The sequence below is a fragment of the Streptomyces sp. NPDC046716 genome (genome assembly GCF_040645755.1).
GTDB lineage: Bacteria > Actinomycetota > Actinomycetes > Streptomycetales > Streptomycetaceae > Streptomyces.
Map to the genome: position 1 here is coordinate 25415 of NZ_JBEYYU010000008.1, position 16795 is coordinate 42209.

Here is a 16795-nt window from a genome sequence, read left to right on the forward strand (position 1 = left end):
CCCCCAGGAGCCCCCGTGACCGTCATCTCCCCCCGCCTCGGCTCGTCGACCACATGGACCGACGCCCGCCTTCTGTACGCGCTGGAGGAAGTGGTCGAGAAGGAGCTGAACCGCCACCTGAAGGTGGCCAAGGACTGGATGCCGCACGAGTACGTGCCCTGGTCCGACGCCCGCAACTTCCCCGGCCTCTTCGAGGACGGCGAGGCCTGGAAGAAGGACCAGTCGAAGGTCACCGAGGTCGGCCGCACGGCTCTGATCGTCAACCTGCTGACCGAGGACAACCTCCCCAGCTACCACCACGAGATCGCGACCCTCTTCGGCCGCAACGGCGCGTGGGGCACCTGGGTGCACCGCTGGACCGCCGAGGAGGGCCGGCACGGCATCGTGATGCGCGACTATCTGCTCGCGTCGCGCGCCGTCGACCCGGACCAGCTGGAAGCCTTCCGCATGTCGCACATGAGCGAGGGCTACGAGTCGGACAACAGCCACTCGATGCTGCACTCGATCGCGTACGTCGCCTTCCAGGAACTCGCGACCCGGGTCTCGCACCGCAACACGGGCCACCAGTCCGGCGACCCGGTCTGCGACCGGATGCTGGCGCGCATCGCGACCGACGAGAACCTGCACATGGTCTTCTACCGGAACCTGCTGAAGTCCGCGTTCGAGCTGGCGCCCGACCTGACGATGCAGTCCGTGCGCGACGTGGTCGTCAACTTCCGGATGCCCGGCCACGGCATTCCCGGCTTCGAGCGGGCCGCCGCGCAGATGGCGATCGGCGAGGTGTACAACCTGCGGATCCACCACGACGACGTGATCCAGCCCGTGCTGCGGTTCCTGAAGATCATGGAGATCGGCGGGCTCGGCCCGGAGGGGCTCAAGGCGCAGGAGGAGCTCGGCCTGTTCATGGGCGGCCTGGACAGCGAGGCGTCCAAGTTCGACGAGAAGCTCGCCGCCCGCAAGGCCCGCATGGCGGCCCGGGCCGCCGCCGTCTAGCCCCGTAGGGGGCGCGGGGAACCGCGCGACCAGCCACGACGAAAGCCGCGGACGCGTCTGCTCATCGACCGAGCAGCCGCGTCCGCGGCTTTTCATCGGCTGACCGCGCCCCTCAGGGAGCCGTACTCACCTGTGCCGAAGCGTCCCGGACGTCGGCCCAGGGATGGGCGCGCAGACTCCGGAGGACGTCGCGCCAGGGCTCCGGCCACCCCTCCCGCTCGCCCTGGGCGACCGTGACGGCCCAGGCGAACAGCCCCTCGGCGAGGGACCCGGCCGAGGCGAGCTCCCGTGCCACCGGCACCAGCACGGGGCTGGGCACCCGCTCCCCGCGCAGCCCGTGGCGCAGTCGCTCGGCCGTGCGCAGGGCCAGCACGGGCCGCCCGTCGTGCAGTCGGGCCAGGGCGCGCAGGTCGTCGCCCGGTGCCGAGAGGTCCACCGCGGCGAGCCGCACCAGCGCGGCCGAGGTCACGAACGCGTCGTCGCCCGCGAGGACGTCGGCGAGTTCGCGGGCGAGCGGCCGCATCGCCGGATTCCGCGTCGCGGCGCCCGCGAGCACCCCGGCGACGGCCTCGGCGCGGCGGTGCGCGGGCCGGTCCCGCTCCTCCCCCGCGTCGGGCGCGGGCCCGGCGGCCATCAGGGTCCGTACGGCGCCGGTCAGCGCGTCCGCCGCGGCCCGCGTCCCGCCCGCCGCCGTGACGAGGGCCGCGCCGGCCGCGCTCCACAGCCCGGGAGCCCGCCGTTCCAGGTCGGTGAGCGGCCGCGCCAGGGCGTCGAGGGCCTGCGGCGCCCACGGCACCCAGCCGGCCAGAGCGGACAGGGCGGTGTCGGCGAGCTCCGTGTCGTCGCCGGCCGTGTCGGCGACCCGGGCGACGAGAGCGGCGTACCGCGCGCGCCGAGCGGGGGCGACGTCGTACACGGCCAGGCGCAACGCGGCCCGGCGCAGCACGGCCGGACTGCCCTCGGACGCGGCGTCGGCGAGCATCCGCCAGGTGGTGTCCTCGCCGAGCAGCCGGTACGCGGCGAAGGCGACACACGCGGCGCGTACGTCGCGGTGGGCGGCCGGGTCCGCGCAGGCGCGGGCCAGGCGGGGCCCGGCCTGTGCGGCGGGGAGCCGGACGGCCGTGAGCCGGGCGGCTTCCTTGCGGCTGGTGACCTTCTTGCCCTCGCCCGTCAGCATCTCGTCGAGGAGCGGGGCGAGTGCGGACGGGCGGGCGTGCCGGGAGGCCCGGCTGAAGGCGTACACGGCGACGCGGGCCCGGTCGTCGCCCGCGTGCGAGACCAGCAGGGGCAGGTCGTCGGCGGTGCTGCCGAGCGCGGCGAGCGCCGCTTCGGCGAGGAGCACGTCCGCCGCGCCGGCCCACCGGCGGACGTACTCGCGGCCGCCGTCAGGCACGTCGGCGGCGGCGCGGATCGCCTCGGCGCGCCGCTCCGTTTCGCGTTCGGGGTCCTCCGCGATGGCCTTCAACTGCGAAAGGTACGCGCGCTGTTGGCGCGGCAGCCAGCCGCGCACCGCCTTCCCGTAGTGCTCCGCGGGGAAGGCCCACGGCCCCTTCCCCGCCAGGAACCGGCCGTAGGGTGCGGGCCCGTCGAGGAAACGGTCGAGGAGATCGGTGCGCCGGTACGCCACCACCGGTGTCACCGAGGGGATTTCGATGGCGGACGGCACCAGGTCGAGGAGCTCGGCGACGCGCTCGTCGCGGGTCCCGGGCGGCGCGAGCCACTGGTCGACGGCGTCCCAGGAGGTGAAGTGGTCGCCGTGTTCGACGGCGCCGCGCAGCTTGCTCTGCAGTTCCGGGACCCCGGCGGCGCGGCGTCCCAGGGCGCGGGCCAGTGCGAGCAGGAGACGGTAGTCGCGCTTCCGCTCGTGCGCGAGGATGCGGGGCCGCAGCACCGCGTAGAGCTGGTGCTCCTGACCGCGGCACAGGGTTTCGTCGAGGTCGCCGAAGGCCGCCTCCGGCACATGGTGGTGGACGGCGGCCAGCGTCGCGAGCGCCCACTGGACGAGCTCCTGCTCCGGGTCCTTCACGTGTTCGCGCAGGACGCCGACGGCCAGACCGCTGATCGCGTACCGCGTGGCGTACGAGGTGTCGGGGGCCTCCAGGGCCGCCTCGACGAGTCGGCCGAGGTCCGGCAGCGCGGCCGGCTCCCACAGCGCGGGATGGACGTCGTCGGCGAGGGCGCGCAGGGCGGCGGAGCGGACCGGGTCCTGCTCGTTGCGCAGACGCCCGGCCAACTCGGCTGCCACGCCGGTGAGTTGCGCGGGGTCGGCGGTGCGGGCCGCGTTGCGCACGTACAGCGGCCAGGCCGTGGCGCGGTGGTCGGCGAGGGGTCTTCGGGTGGCCGCGTCGAGGGCGTCGCGGACCTCGTCGGGCGGCAGATAGGACTCGGCGAGGAGCACCGCGTCCCAGGACTCGCCGCGCTCACGGGCCGCCCGCGCCGCGCGGCGGGCCACGTCGGCGACGTGGAAGCGGGGCAGCGCGTCCAGCACGTCGGCGTCGACGCCGCGCGCGGGGCCGCGTCCGGCGACGGTCGTTTCGTAGGTGGCGGGCCGGTCGGCGGGGGCCTGGGCGCGCAGCAGCGCGGCGAGGTCGTGCGGGCGCTCGGCGGCCGCCCGGGCGTAGGCGGCGAGGTCGGGTCCGTCGAAGCGCGCGACGGCGCGCAGCACCGCCGGGGTCAGGGTGCTCCGGCCGGTGAGCTGGCTGCGCCAGGGGCCGGTCATCATGCGCAGTACGCGGGCCGGGTCGGCGGCCGCGAGGACGCCGAGGGTCTGTTGCAGCGGCCGGGGGAAATCCTGGGGCGGCTGCGCGTCCAGGAGGTCGAGGACGCGCAGCGGCTCGGCCGGGGCCACGGCGGCGAGGGCCCGGCCGTAGTGGTGCCACCAGCCTTCGCGGGCGGTGTCCGGCGTCTCGGCGAGGTCGCGCGCCGCGGCGTCGAGCACGGCGCCGGGGTGCCGCGCGGCGAGCCCGGTCCAGCCGCGTACGGCGGGGAAGACGTCCGGCAGGACACGGGCGACGACCTCCGGCGAGCAGCCGGGCAGCAGCCGCGCCGCCTCCGCGTCGCCCCACCGGGCGCGGACGGTGTCGACGAGGCGGTCGGCGAGCGCGGTGCGCCGCTGGGCGGCGATGGCGCGCAGCAGCGGGCGCCGGACGGCTTCGGGCGCGTCGTCGAGGGCGGCCTCGAAGGCGGCGTCGGGCACACCGGCGCCCCGTGCGGCGCGGCGGGCGTGGCCGCGGACGAACGGGTCGGGGTCGGCGAGGTGCGCGGCCAGCCACGCGGTGTCACCGGCCGCGCAGGCGAGGATCGTGCCGATGCCCCGCTCGTAGGCGCCCAGGGCAGACAGTTCGGCGACGACCGGGCCGAGCGCACCGTCCGCCGCGAGGTCGCGGGCGCGGCGGGCGGCCTCCCTCGTGCGGCGCGGATACGGCAGCGGGGCGAGGTCGTCGAGGAGTCGGGCGGCGGCGCTGCGCGGGGTGGACATGGGAGGAGTCTGCCTGGTCCGCGGCCCGGGCCCCATCGAATTTACCGGGACATCGACGATGACGGTGAGTGACATCGATATTTCTGGCGGTGCATTCACATTGATGGCGATCTTGTGCAGCTTTAACCGTCCTACCACGCGGAACTCGGACGAGACCGCCCAACTCGTCGCCCGCGCAGGGCCGATGGCGTGATAACACGGAGTGATCAAATCGCGAGTGATCACATCGAAGGAGGCTTCGCCCGCATGGGTATCTTCAACCGTCGCCACCAGGTCGCGACCGTCGACCCGGCCCCGGCCGTCGTCAGCCCTCGTACCCCGTTCCCGGGCGAGACGGTCGGCGACGTCGCGCTCGATCCGAAGCTGCGCGCGCTGACCGGGCAGTGGACCATCGACCGGCCGCACAGCAGGATCGGCTTCTCCGTGCGGCACGCCATGGTCACCACGGTGCGGGGCGCCTTCGCCGACTACGACTCCGTGCTGCACTTCGACGGGGCGGTGCCGTCCCGCTCGCGCGCCGAGCTGGTGATCCGGGTCGGCAGCGTCGACACGGGTGTGGAGCAGCGCGACGCGCACATCGTGGGGCGGGACTTCTTCGACGCGGCCCGCCACCCGGAGATGGTGTTCCGCAGCACGTCCACGGTGCACGAGGGCGGCGAGACGTTCCGTATGACCGGAGACCTGACGATCCGCGGCGTGACCCGCCCGGTCGACCTTCAACTCGACTATCTGGGCTCGGTGCTCGACCCCTTCGGCTTCGAGCGCTCGGGCTTCGACGGCACCACGACCATCGACCGCACCGAGTGGGGTCTGGTCTACAACAAGCGCCTGGAGGCGGGCGGCACCATGGTCAGCGAGAAGGTGCGCCTGCAGTTCGACATCTCGGCGATCCGGGCCACGCCGCAAAGCTAGGCACGTCGGCCGGTCGGTGCCACGGTGCGTCCAGGGGGTGAACTCCATGACGCAGACGCACGAGTGGATGTTCTACGAGGTCATGTGGCGCAGCTGGGCCGCGAGGGCTCAGGTTCCGTACCCCGTGCCGTGGTGGGCGCAAGCGGCGTTCCGGCGGTGGAGCGACGACTTCGACACGGGGACGTACGACTCGAAGGAGGCGGCGTTCGCGTCGAACGCGCTGTACCGGTACTGGGGCATGGTCGGGGTGAAGGACCACCGGCAGGAGTCCCTGATCGGGCAGGCCGGGGAGATCGAGCCCGTCTACGACAAGTACTGCCTGTCGTTCTTCCTCTTCGACCCGGCGACCGGCGCGCTGCGCCTGCCGCAGCTGCTGGACGGCGGCACGGTGGAGCAGCGGATGGAGGCACCGCATCTGCCGGTGGTGCTGACGACCTTTCGCACCCCGGAGGACGTCGAGTTCGTGCAGCGTACGTTCGCGGCGCCGATCGGGGCCCGGCGGCGGGACGCCGTCCTCACCCGGGTGACGGTGGGTTCGCCGACGGGCCAGCCGCGCGAGGGTCTGCTCTGCGCGGCGGTCCTCGCGGCCGGGCCGAGCGGCTTCCAGCGGCACGACCGCAACGGCCGCGGCATCACCGACCGGCGGCTCACCTTCCTGCGCTATCTGCCGGGTGAGCGGCGGGTCGAGACGAACAGCGGCTGGGGGCCCGCCTTCGACACGGCGCCCGAGGAGTTCGGGGTGTACGGCAACCCGGAGTTCGGCACGGACCCGGAGCTGTACGGCCGGCACAGCCCGTTCCGTGATCTGGTGATGGGCGGCAAGCTGAACGGCGTGGCCGAGGCGCAGGACCAGGTGGCGGGGTTGTGCGGCGCGGTGTTCGGCTGGCCGTTCCGGGTCAGCGAGGACGAGACCGTCGAGATCGATGTCCGGCTGCCCGTCGACGAGTACAGCGGCGCCGACGACCTGGCCGAGCTGCGGGCGACACCGGTCGGTGAACTGGAGGAAGCGGGCCGGGAGTTCTGGACGCGGAAGCTGGTGCGCCAGGGTGTGCGGCTCCGGCTGCCGCTCCCGGTGGCCCATCTGACGGACCTGTTCCGCCAGGCCCGCTCCCAGCTGCTGATCCTGTCCGATCTCGGGGAGATCCACCCGGGGCCGACGGTCTACGACTCGTTCTGGATCCGGGACTCCTCGGTGGAGGCGACGGCCTGCTCGCTCGTGGGTGACACCGCACTGGCCGAGCGCCAGTTGGGCAGGCACTATCCGCTGCGGTTCAACCGCGGCGGCGGCCGGATCGGGCCGTGTGCCGAGTACGGGTTCTTCGGCGGCGAGCACGAGAAGGCCGACCGGGAGTGGGACAGCAACGGGCAGGCGCTGTGGGCGATCGGCCGCTTCGACCGCACGCGCGGGCGGGCCGCCGCGTTCGGCGCGAAGATGTACCAGCCGTACGTCGTGGACGGAGCGCGCTGGCTGCGCGACAACCGCGACGCGTACGGGCTGCTGCACAGCGGCTGGAGCGCGGAGCACCTGGGCGAGCGGGACAAGCCGCACTACTGGGACGACCTGTGGGGGCTTGCGGGCCTGTACGAGGCGGCCCGGCTCGCGGAACGGCTCGGCGCGCCCGAGGCCGCGGAGCTGTGGGGCGCCTTCGACGACCTGAAGGCCGCGACCGCCGCCTCGGTGCGCTGGGTGCTGGACGAGCAGCGGCGCCGCGGGGCCTGGGAGACGTACATCCCGACGGGTCCCGGGGACGTCGGCCGGCTCGACTCGACGATGATCGGTGCGGCCGCCTACTTCCATCCGCTGCGGCTGCACATGGGCAGCAAGCTGGGCGACGACGTGGACCGGGCGGCGCGCCACACCCTCGACACGATGTACGCACACTTCGTGACCGGCGGCTTCCGGCACGGGGCGGCCTGGAACGCGTACGGGCCGTATCTGACCGCGCAGCTGGCGCACGCCTGTCTGCTCGCCGGGGACGTGGAGCGGTCCGACGCGCTGCTCGGCTGGGTGGTCGGCGCGGCGTTCCCGCGCGCGCAGGACCGGGCGGTGGCGCTCGGCGCGTGGAACGAGCAGCACGCCTTCCCCGTGGCCTCGGACTTCCACGAGGTCCCGGACCGGCACTGGTACATGGGCGACATCCCGCACGGCTGGGCGGCCGCCGAGTATCTGCTGCTGCTCCGCGACATCCTGTTCTTCGAGGCCGACGAGGACCACGACCCGCATCTGTACATCGCGCCGGGCGTGCGTCCGCACTGGCTGCCGGACGGGGAGTCGGTGGCGGTGGAGGACGCGCCGACGCTGTTCGGGCGGCCCTTCGGGTACTGGCTCACGCATCAGGCCGGAGATCGGCGGGTGACCGTGCGGATCGGTTCGGCCCCGGACGGTGTGCGGTACGTGTACCCGTGCCGCTTCGGGCCCGTGCGGTCCGTCGTCGCGGACGGGCGGGAGCTGGACGTCACCGGTGACGACGTCCGGATCCCGGCGGGCACCCGGGAGTTCGCCGTCGCCTACGGCTGAGGCGGCCCCCGGGTCCGTGCGTCAGCCGCGCCGGAGCTGGTGCCGCTCCTTCTCGGAGAGGCCGCCCCAGACGCCGAAGCGCTCGTCGTTGGCCAGCGCGTAGTCCAGACAGGCCGTGCGGATCTCGCAGAGCCGGCAGATCTGCTTGGCCTCTCTGACGGAGCTGCCCGGTTCGGGGAAGAAGAAGTCGCCGCCGGTCTGGGCGCACAGGGCCTGGTCCTGCCAGGTGGGGTCGGCAGGCGGAAGGGTCGTGGTCGCGTGCATGGGAGAAGCCTGCCGCCCGGCGAAAAACGTTCGATCAACGCGCGATCAACGCCGCGCCGGGCGGCCGCCCCCTTCCTCACTGCTGATCCGGGTCGCCCCTCAGCACGGCGAAGCCGGCACCGTACGGATCGGCGAGCTTCGCGATCCGGCCCACCCCGGGCACATCGACCGGGGCGGAGCGGACGGTGCCGCCCAGCCGCTGTGTCGTGGCGGCCGTGGCGTCCACGTCCGGGACGTGGATGTACGGCGTCCAGTGCCCGCCCGCCCCGGCCTCCGCCGGGTCGGAGTCCAGCGGGACGATACCGCCGAACATGGCGTTCTCGTCGGTGCCCGCCGGGTTGACCGTCGTGTACGTGCCGCCCGGGAACTCCACGTCGAACGTGCCCCAGCCGAAGACCGTGCCGTAGAACGCCTTGGCGGCGGCGGGGTCGGGGACGTACAGCTCCACCCAGTTCAGCCCGCCGTCCTGCGTCACGTGCTCCAGGCCCTTGTGGACGCCCGGCTCCCAGATGCCGAAGGCGGCGCCGCCGGGGTCGGCGAGGATCGCCATCCGGCCCAGGTCGCCGACGTCCATCGGCTGGAAGAGGACGGTGCCGCCGGCCTGCTCCGCCGTCTTGACCGTCGCATCGGCGTCACCGGTCCGGAAATAGACGCTCCAGGCCGGGCCGCCCTGCTCGGGGGTGACGGTCATCGCCCCGGAGACCGCCTTGTCGCCGAGCCGGAAGGTGCCGTACCCGCCGTACTCGGGACCCGCCGACGCGAACCGCCAGCCGAAGAGTCCGCCGTAGAACGAGACCGCTCCGTCCAGGTCCGGCGTGCCGAGATCCAGCCAGACGGGACCGCCGTCCACGAAGTCTGTGGTGATCATGGTCGTGCCCTCCTCGTCGAGGGAATTTCCGTTTTCCGCTCCGGACTGCCGAGTCTTCCACCGCCCACTGACAATCGCCGCTCCACCGGGCCTGACCAGGCAAGGTACGGACCAATCGTTTGTATACCGTCCGCCTTCAACAAATGAACGGGATCATTCGCTGGGAGCGCTCCCCGACATAAGTCTTGACGTGTTCATTCACTCTCGCCACAGTGGGGCTCCCCCACACCCCCCACATGTCGGGAGTACCGATCGTGATATCGCGCAGACTGTTTCTCGCCGGTGCCGCGGCGACCGTCGGAACGGCCGCCGCATCGCTGACCGTTCCGTCCTGGACCGCGGGCGCCGCCCCCGCCACCTGTGAACTGGCGCTGGAGAACAAGTCGTTGAGCGGCTCCGTCAACGCGTACGTCACCGGCCACGAGCAGTCGACGGGCAACTGGGTGCTGCTCAAGGCCGACGGCAGCGTCTACCACCCCGAGTCGCCGGGCGCCCCGCAGACCCCGCTCCCCGTCGACTGCGCCATCCCGCTGGGCTCGGCCGGGTCCGCCCCGAAGGTGGTGACGCTGCCTCAGATGTACGGCGCCCGGGTCTACTTCGTCCGGGACGACACGCTCGACTTCTTCCTCAACCCGGGCCCGTCGCTCGTCGAGCCGGCCTTCGCCACGGAGGCCGACCCGAACTACGGGAAGACCTGGTCGTTCTGCGAGTTCACCTTCAACACCGAGCAGTTGTACGCGAACATCAGCTACGTCGACCTGGTCACCGCGCTGCCCATCGGGCTGACCCTGGAGGGCGACTCCACCCACACCGTCGCACCGCTGCCGGACGGCGCCGTCGACAAGATCGCCTCGGATCTCGCCGCGCAGGCCGCCAAGGACGGGCAGCCCTGGGACAAGCTGGTCATCAAGGGCGGCGACGGGAAGGTGCTGCGCGTGATCGCCCCGCAGAACCTGATGGCGCCGTTCTTCGGGCAGCCCGACCAGATGCCGTTCCGCGACTACTTCGACGCCTACGCCGACCAGGTGTGGGCCAAGTACGCGGACACCGACTTCAGCATCGACCTGCAGGGCGGGCGCGGGGTGTTCACCGGCCGGGTCAGCGGCGACACGCTCACCTTCAACGGCGGCCACACCTTCACCAAGCCGTCCGCGAAGGACATCTTCACCTGCAACTACGGTCCGTTCGCCAACAACCCGGCGGACTCCGACGACAAGAAGGGCCTGCTGGCCCGGCTCGCCGCCGGATTCAACCGCGGCATCATGCTCACGCACCCCGAGCAGCCGAACGGCGCGTCGTCCGACGACTACTACCAGGAGGCGACGACCAACCACTGGTCGCGGATCGTGCACGCCAACTCGCCGATCGGCTACGCGTTCCCGTACGACGACGTGCGGCCGGACGGGGAGCCGGACGTGTCGGGTGCGGCGAACGACGGCAACCCGCGCCGGTTCACGGTGAGCGTCGGCTCGTAGCCCTCAGGCACGGGCGTCCTCGCGGATCAGGTCCACCGCCTTCTCCGCGAGGGCGACCGTGGGCGCGTGCGTGTGGCCGCGGGTGATGTGCGGCATGACGGAGGCGTCGACGACACGCAGCGCCTCGATGCCGCGCACCCGCAGCCGCGGGTCGGTGACCGCGTCCTCGTCCGTGCCCATGCGGCAGGTGCCGACCGGGTGGTACAGGGTCTCGGCACCGGCCCGGATCGCCCGGGCGAGGGCCTCGTCGTCGACGACGCCGGGGTAGCCGCCCATCGGCGAGGTGTGCAGCGGGCTCAGCGCGGGATCGGCGAGCAGTTCCTCGGCGCGCCGCACCCCCGCGACGAGGGCGCGCAGGTCCTCGTCCGCGGCCAGGTACTGCGGGTCGATGGCGGGCCCGCCGCCCGGTCCCGTCGGGGTGATGCGGCCCTCGCTGTGCGGCTGGAGCAGGATCACGCCGATGGTGAGGCCGTGTTCGGTGGGCGGGGTGAGCCCGTGGTTCACGAAGGGCACCGGAGCGAACAGCAACTCGACGTCCGGCGCGGCGAGTTCGGGCCGGGAGGGGACGAAGGCGATGGCCTCGCCGACGTTCGAGGTGAGCGGGCCGCGGCCGCCGAGCAGGAAGCGGGCGAGGTTGGCGGGGGTGTCGGCGCCGGTGAGCGAGACCGGGCGTGGGCAGCGGACGGTGACCGCGAAGGCGAGGTGGTCCTGGAGGTGGCGGCCGACGCCGGGCGCGGCGACGAAGGTCTCGATGCCCGCGGCGGTCAGTGTCTCGGGGTCGCCGATCCCGGCCTGCTGGAGCAGGTGCGGTGAGCCGATGGCGCCGGCGCTGAGGATGACCTCACGGGTGGCGCGCAGGGTGCCCGCGGGGATGCCCTCGGCCACGACCCCGGCGGCGCGGGTGCCGTCGAAGTCGAGCCGGGTGACGCGGGCGTCGGTGTAGACGTCGAGGTTGGGGCGGCGCGCGGCGGGCTTGAGGTAGCCGTCGGCGGCGCTCCAGCGCCGACCACGGTGCTGATTGACCGGCGTCATGCCGAAGCCCGCGTGGTCGGGCTCGTTCAACTCCCCCAGCTCGCGCAGCCCTTGGGCGCGGCAGGCGTTCAGGAACGCGGCCGTGGTGGGGTTCGGGGAGCGCTGCGGCGAGATGTGCAGCGGCCCCTCGGTGCCGTACACGGACTGCGCGGGGCGCTCCCCCGCCCACCGCTCGGCCCGCCGGAAGTACGGTTCGATCGCGTCGTACGCCCACTCCTCCCCCGCCGCCTCGCCCCACGCGTCGTAGTCGGCGCGGTGGCCGCGCACCCACATCATCCCGTTGATGGAGGAGGACCCTCCGAGGGTGTGGCCGCGCGGCCAGTACAGCTCGCGGTCGTCCAGGCCGGCCTGCTTGGCGGTGGCGAAGTCCCAGTCGAACGGCGTCTTGAACAGCTTCGGGAACGCGGCCGGTATCCGGATCTCCGTCTTGCGGTCGCGGGGCCCCGATTCGACGAGGGCGACCCTGACGGAGGGATCCTCGCTGAGCCGCCCCGCGAGCACACACCCGGCCGACCCGGCCCCGACGATGACGTAGTCGTACGTACGGTCCTTGCTCAACTCGGCTCCCTCGATACGGTGTTGCCCGCCACGGACGGATGTCGCGTACAGGTGTTACCGATGGTTTACACCGAGCCGGTGCCGACCGTACACAGCCGGTCGTGCTTTCGGCCTCAGCGCCGCGCGACCACCCCCAGTGCGGGCAGCACGGTCTCGGCGACCCGGTAGGCCTCTTCGAGCAGGGGGTTTCCGGAGAGGATGAAGGTGTCGACGCCCAGGTCCCTGAACTCCTGGAGTCTGTCGACGACTTGGGACGTGGAGCCGACGACGGCGGTGCCCGGGCCGGGGCGGAACAGGCTCATGCCGGGCCACAGGTTCGGATGGGTCTCCAGCTCGCGGGCCCGGGCCGGGACCCGGCCGCCGTGCTCGCGGAACTGGCGCTGCCAGCCGACGCCGTCCTCGCCCGCGCGGTCGCCGAGCTGACGGGCGTACGTCGCCTCGCTCGTGACGTCGAGGAGGCGGTCGGCGGCGGCCCACGCCGCGTCCTCGGTGTCCCGGACGATGAGGTGCAGCCGCAGGCCGAAGCGCAGGGTGCGGCCGTGGGCGGCGGCCCGCTCGCGGACCCGGTCGAGCTTCTCCTTCAGCAGGTGCGGGGGTTCGCCCCAGGTCAGGTAGACGTCGACGTGCTCGGCGGCCATCTCGATGCCGGGCGCGGAGGATCCGCCGAACCACAGCGGTACGTGCGGGGCCTGCACCGGCTCGAGGTCGCGGAAGGAGGCGCCCGCGTTCTTGAGGTCGTAGAAGCGGCCCTTGTGGTCGAAGACCTCTCCGGCCGTGAGGCGTTTGACGATCGACCAGTATTCGGCGCTCAGCTCGTAGCGTTCGTCGTGCTCGACGTGGAGCCCGTACTCCTGGAGGGAGGCGGTGGAGCCGTTGACGACGTTGAAGCGGAGCCGGCCGCCGAAGAGCGTGTCGAAGCTGAGCGCCATCTTGGCGAGGAGGGTCGGCGAGATCAGGCCGGGGTGGACGGCGAGCAGCGGCTGGAAGGCCGTGCTCGTGGAGGCGGCCAGCGCGCTGCCGAGCGGCCACACGTCGTACAGGTCGGTGGCGAGCAACGCGCCGGTGTAGCCGAGCCGTTCGACGGTTCCGGCGAGCTGCTGGAGGTAGCCGAGGTCGACGGGGCGGCGGCCCGCGGGCTCCCAGGGGTAGGCGCCCTCGCGGGGGATGATGTACCAGAGGACCTCCGGCGGGGCGATGGTGCTCATGCCCGCTCCGCCCCGGCCGTACGGGCGACGGCGTCGGCGACCCGGACCGGCCGTTCGACGAATCCGGTGCGGACGAAGATGTCGGCGGCCTGCTGCTGTTCGGCGAGGAACGCGTCGGTGACCTCCTCGATGCGCCAGGGCAGCGCCTTCAGTGCCGTCTCCCAGTCGTCCGCCGTGCCGCCCTGGTGCTCGGCGGCGATCTCGGCGGCCTCGCGCGGGTGCGCCTTCGCCCAGTCGTCGGCGCGCTGGAGTGCCCGTACGAGGGCGGCGACGACCTCGGGCCGTTGTTCGGCGAGGTCGCGGCGGGTGAAGAAGACGGAGCGGTCGGAGATGACGTCGCCGGTGCGCAGCAGCACCCGGACCCCGCCCTCGCGCAGGGCGGCGACGAGCTGCGGCCCCTGGGCGACCCAGGCGGCGATCCCGCCGGAGCGCAGGAGCGCGGCGCTGCCGTCGTCGGAGCGGACGGCCGTGATGTCGGTGGCGTACGAGAGTCCGGCGTCGTCCAGGGCCTTGGCGATCAGGTGGGTCTGCCAGGAGCCGATCGCGAGGTGCACGGTGGTGCCCTTGAGGTCGGTGACGGTGCGCACGGGGCCGTCCTCGGCGACGAGGAGCGCGCCGTGGTCGGGGCGGGGTGCGGAGACGGCCGCGTAGACGATGTCGTGTCCTGCGGCCTGTGCGGTGACGGGCGGGGTGGAGCCGGTGCCGCCGAAGTCGATGGTGCCGTCGGTGAGGAGGGCGCCGGTGCGCACCCCGTTGGTGTACGGGTGGAAGACGGCGCTCTCGCCGACGGCGGCCAGTTCCTGCTGGGCGTAGTCGAGGCGGGAGAGGTGGTAGAGGCTCGGGTTGCTGTCGTGGACGCCGATGGTGATGGTCATGCGGTCTTCTCCAAGGGGGAGGTGTGGACGCCGAGGTCGGCGAGGAGGCGGCGGCGCAGGGCCGCGAAGGCGGGGTCGCCCGGGTCGCGGGGGTGGTCGACGGGGACGGGCTCGTCGGTGACGAGGCGGCCGTCGCGCAGGACGCAGACTCGGTCGGCGAGGCGTACGGCCTCGTCGACATCGTGGGTGACGAGGAGGACGGCGGGCCGGTGGACGCGGCGGAGTTCGCCGACGAGGTCCTGCATCCTGAGGCGGGTGAGGGCGTCGAGCGCGGCGAACGGCTCGTCCAGGAGCAGCAGTTCGGGCTCGCGGACCAGGGCGCGGGCCAGGGCGACGCGCTGGGCCTCGCCGCCGGAGAGGGTGCCGGGCCAGGCGTCCGCGTGCCGCTCCAGGCCGACCTCGGCGAGGGCGGTGCGGGCCCGGTCATGGGTGGCGCGGCCGCGCGGCAGGGCGACGGTGACGTTGGCGAGGACCTTCTTGGACGGGACGAGCCGGGGTTCCTGGAAGACGACGGTACGGGCCCGGGGCACGAGCACCTCGCCGTCGTCGGCGGCGTCGAGCGCGCCCAGGATGCGCAGCAGGGTGGTCTTGCCGCTGCCGCTCGCGCCGAGGAGTGCCACGAACTCGCCTCGCCCGATGTCGAGGTGGAGTCCGTCGAGGACGTTCCGGTCGCCGAAGGTGCGGCGCAGTCCTGCGATGCGTACGGCCGTCTCGGTGGTGGGGGTCGTCATCGGGCGGCTCCCTGTGCGGCGCGCCGCCAGGGCATGAGGACGCGTTCGAGGAGGCGGACGAGGGCGTCGGCGGTGAGGCCGAGCAGGCCGTAGACGAGGATGCAGACGGCGAGGATGTCGGTGCGGGCGTAGCTCTGCGCCTGCGCCATCAAGTACCCGATTCCGGCGGTGGCGTTGATCTCCTCGGCGGCGATCAGGGCGATCACGCTGAGCGTCATGGACAGGCGCAGCCCCGCGAGCAGCGACGGCAGCGCGCCGGGCAGGACGACCTCGCGGACGAGGGCGAGGCGTCCCATGCCGAAGCTGCGCATCGCCTCGACCAGCTTGCGGTCGGCGTTGCGGACGCCGCCGTACGTGGAGACGTACATGGGGAAGGTGGTGGCGACGGCGATGAGGAGGATCTTGGCGGTCTCGTTGATGCCGAACCAGACCATGAACAGGGGGACGAGGGAGAGGAAGGGGATGGTGCGCAGGGTCTGGAGGGAGGAGTCGAGGAGTTCGTCGCCGAGGCGGGTGAAGCCGGTGACGACACCGAGGGTGAGGCCGGCGGCCAGGCCGAGGACGAGGCCGATGCCGGAGCGGGTGAGGGAGGTGGCGAGGGCGTCGGGCAGCTGCCCGTTGCCCCACAACTCGCCGACGGCGTCCAGCACTTCGGCCGGTGAGGCGAGGACGTCCCTGGTGAGCAGTCCGGTGGCGGAGGCGAGCCACCAGACGGCGAGCAGGAGGAGCGGGCCGAGGGCGCGGACGGTGAGGGCGTAGCCGCGGCGGCGGGGCCGGTCGCGCGGCGGGCGGGGCGTGACGAGGGAGGTGGGGCGCGCCGTCTGCGCCGGCTTCGTCTCCGTGACGGCGGCGGTCATGACAGCTTCTCCACGTCGAGGAGGTGCGCGGCGACGTCCACCGTCTTGCGGGTGACCTTCTGGTCGGCGTAGAAGCGGGCGACGGCCTCGAACCGTTCGATGTCGGCGTCCGTGATGGGTTCGACGGTGCCGCCCTGCCGGGTGATGCGGATCTGGGTCCGCTTCGCGGCGCCGCTGAGGGCCTGGGGTCCCGCGTCGGTGTTCACGTTCAGGTACGCGGCCGGGTCCGCCTTCTCCTTGGCGCTGGCGGCGTGGAGGTAGGCGTAGAGGGCGCGGACGACCTCGGGGTGCTTGTCGGCGAAGGCGGTGCGGACGGCGGTGAGGCTGTAGTTGTCGGAGCCGATCTCCTTGCCGGTCGCGATGAACTCGGCCTTCCCGGTGCCGAGTTCGGCTACCGAGTACGTCGACCAGACGGCCCAGGCGTCGACCTTGCCGCTGTTGAAGACGGCGGCCGTCTGGTCGGGGCGCAGATAGACCCGTTCGACCTTCGAGGCGGGGATGTGGTGGTCGGCGAGTGCCTTGAGGAGGAGGTACTCGCCGGTGCCGCCCTGGTTGACGGCGACCTTCTTGCCGACGAGGTCCTCGACGGAGTCGATGCCGGACCCCTTCTTGGCGAGGATGCCCTCGCCGGCGCCGTCGGGCGCGGTCGCGGTGAAGAAGCTGAAGCCGGGGGTCTGGGCGAGGGAGGTGATGCCGGAGGTGATGGAGCCGGTGGCGATGTCGAGCTGATCGGCGTTCATCGCCTGGGCGGCGGGGGCGAAGGGGCCCGCGCTGCCGGTCCACTCGGCCTTCGCGTGCACCTTGGCGAGCGCCTTGTCGAGGCTGCCGTCCTTCTTGCCGACGGCGAGGACGCCCGCGTTGCCGGGGTCGGGGATGCGGATGGTGACCTGCTTGTCGTCGCCGCCTCCGGCGTCGGCCTGGGAGGTGCCGCAGCCGGTGGCGAGGGCGGCGACCGCGGCGAGGGCCGTCAGCGCGGCGGAGACACGGATGGCGCGGAGGGCGGGGTTCGGTATGCGCATGGCGGGCGTC

The 16795-nt window shown here is 73.0% G+C and carries 13 protein-coding genes; 4 read left to right on the forward strand and 9 right to left on the reverse strand.

The annotated features are described in order from the left end of the window. The first annotated feature begins 15 nt into the window (after positions 1 to 15). Positions 16 to 993, forward strand: a complete 978-nt coding sequence (locus ABZ930_RS08480; RefSeq protein WP_361543561.1) for an acyl-ACP desaturase — start codon at positions 16 to 18, stop codon at positions 991 to 993. 112 nt (positions 994 to 1105) lie between these two features. On the opposite strand, the gene ABZ930_RS08485 is transcribed toward ABZ930_RS08480, so the two are convergent. Beyond that, positions 1106 to 4471, reverse strand: a complete 3366-nt coding sequence (locus ABZ930_RS08485; protein WP_361543564.1) for a hypothetical protein — start codon at positions 4469 to 4471, stop codon at positions 1106 to 1108. A gap of 246 nt (positions 4472 to 4717) precedes the next feature. Between ABZ930_RS08485 and ABZ930_RS08490 the strand changes: the two genes are divergently transcribed. Together ABZ930_RS08490 and ABZ930_RS08495 are read left to right on the forward strand one after the other, a co-directional pair. Beyond that, a complete protein-coding gene (locus tag ABZ930_RS08490; protein WP_361543567.1) occupies positions 4718 to 5383 on the forward strand; it encodes a YceI family protein in 666 nt (221 codons plus the stop codon). A 46-nt stretch (positions 5384 to 5429) separates the two neighbouring features. Continuing rightward, the gene (locus ABZ930_RS08495) at positions 5430 to 7901 is read left to right on the forward strand and encodes a hypothetical protein (protein ID WP_361543570.1); all 2472 of its coding nucleotides are present in this window, start codon (positions 5430 to 5432) and stop codon (positions 7899 to 7901) included. Between the two features lie 21 nt (positions 7902 to 7922). On the opposite strand, the gene ABZ930_RS08500 is transcribed toward ABZ930_RS08495, so the two are convergent. Continuing rightward, on the reverse strand, positions 7923 to 8165 hold the full coding sequence (locus ABZ930_RS08500; RefSeq protein ID WP_361543573.1) for a WhiB family transcriptional regulator: 243 nt from the start codon (positions 8163 to 8165) through the stop codon (positions 7923 to 7925). 76 nt (positions 8166 to 8241) lie between these two features. Further along, entirely contained in the window at positions 8242 to 9033 is a 792-nt protein-coding gene (locus tag ABZ930_RS08505) for a VOC family protein (RefSeq protein WP_361543576.1), read from the reverse strand. Positions 9034 to 9287: 254 nt separating this feature from the next. Here ABZ930_RS08505 and ABZ930_RS08510 point away from each other — a divergent pair, with 254 nt between their 5' ends. Then, positions 9288 to 10508: a glycoside hydrolase family 64 protein gene (locus ABZ930_RS08510; protein ID WP_361543579.1), complete on the forward strand. Its 1221-nt coding sequence runs from the start codon at positions 9288 to 9290 to the stop codon at positions 10506 to 10508. Positions 10509 to 10511: 3 nt separating this feature from the next. On the opposite strand, the gene ABZ930_RS08515 is transcribed toward ABZ930_RS08510, so the two are convergent. The 6 genes from ABZ930_RS08515 to ABZ930_RS08540 form a co-directional block, all read right to left on the reverse strand. Then, a complete protein-coding gene (locus ABZ930_RS08515) occupies positions 10512 to 12098 on the reverse strand; it encodes a GMC family oxidoreductase N-terminal domain-containing protein (protein WP_361543582.1) in 1587 nt (528 codons plus the stop codon). Between the two features lie 113 nt (positions 12099 to 12211). After that, positions 12212 to 13303 carry an LLM class flavin-dependent oxidoreductase gene (locus tag ABZ930_RS08520; RefSeq protein ID WP_361543585.1) on the reverse strand — a complete coding sequence of 364 codons (1092 nt, stop codon included), beginning with the start codon at positions 13301 to 13303 and terminating at the stop codon, positions 12212 to 12214. Continuing rightward, positions 13300 to 14178 (reverse strand): ABC transporter substrate-binding protein, encoded by an 879-nt coding sequence (locus ABZ930_RS08525; protein WP_361543588.1) that lies wholly within the window; start codon positions 14176 to 14178, stop codon positions 13300 to 13302. Before ABZ930_RS08525 ends, ABZ930_RS08520 begins: the two co-directional genes overlap by 4 nt. Then, positions 14175 to 14909, reverse strand: coding sequence for an ABC transporter ATP-binding protein (locus tag ABZ930_RS08530; protein ID WP_361543591.1), 735 nt, complete (start codon positions 14907 to 14909; stop codon positions 14175 to 14177). Before ABZ930_RS08530 ends, ABZ930_RS08525 begins: the two co-directional genes overlap by 4 nt. Next, positions 14906 to 15766, reverse strand: coding sequence for an ABC transporter permease subunit (locus ABZ930_RS08535; protein WP_361543594.1), 861 nt, complete (start codon positions 15764 to 15766; stop codon positions 14906 to 14908). The genes ABZ930_RS08530 and ABZ930_RS08535 overlap by 4 nt, the downstream gene beginning before the upstream one ends. Continuing rightward, complete coding sequence (locus ABZ930_RS08540) at positions 15763 to 16785, reverse strand: NrtA/SsuA/CpmA family ABC transporter substrate-binding protein (RefSeq protein WP_361543597.1); 1023 nt, start codon at positions 16783 to 16785, stop codon at positions 15763 to 15765. The genes ABZ930_RS08535 and ABZ930_RS08540 overlap by 4 nt, the downstream gene beginning before the upstream one ends. Positions 16786 to 16795: the final 10 nt, after the last annotated feature.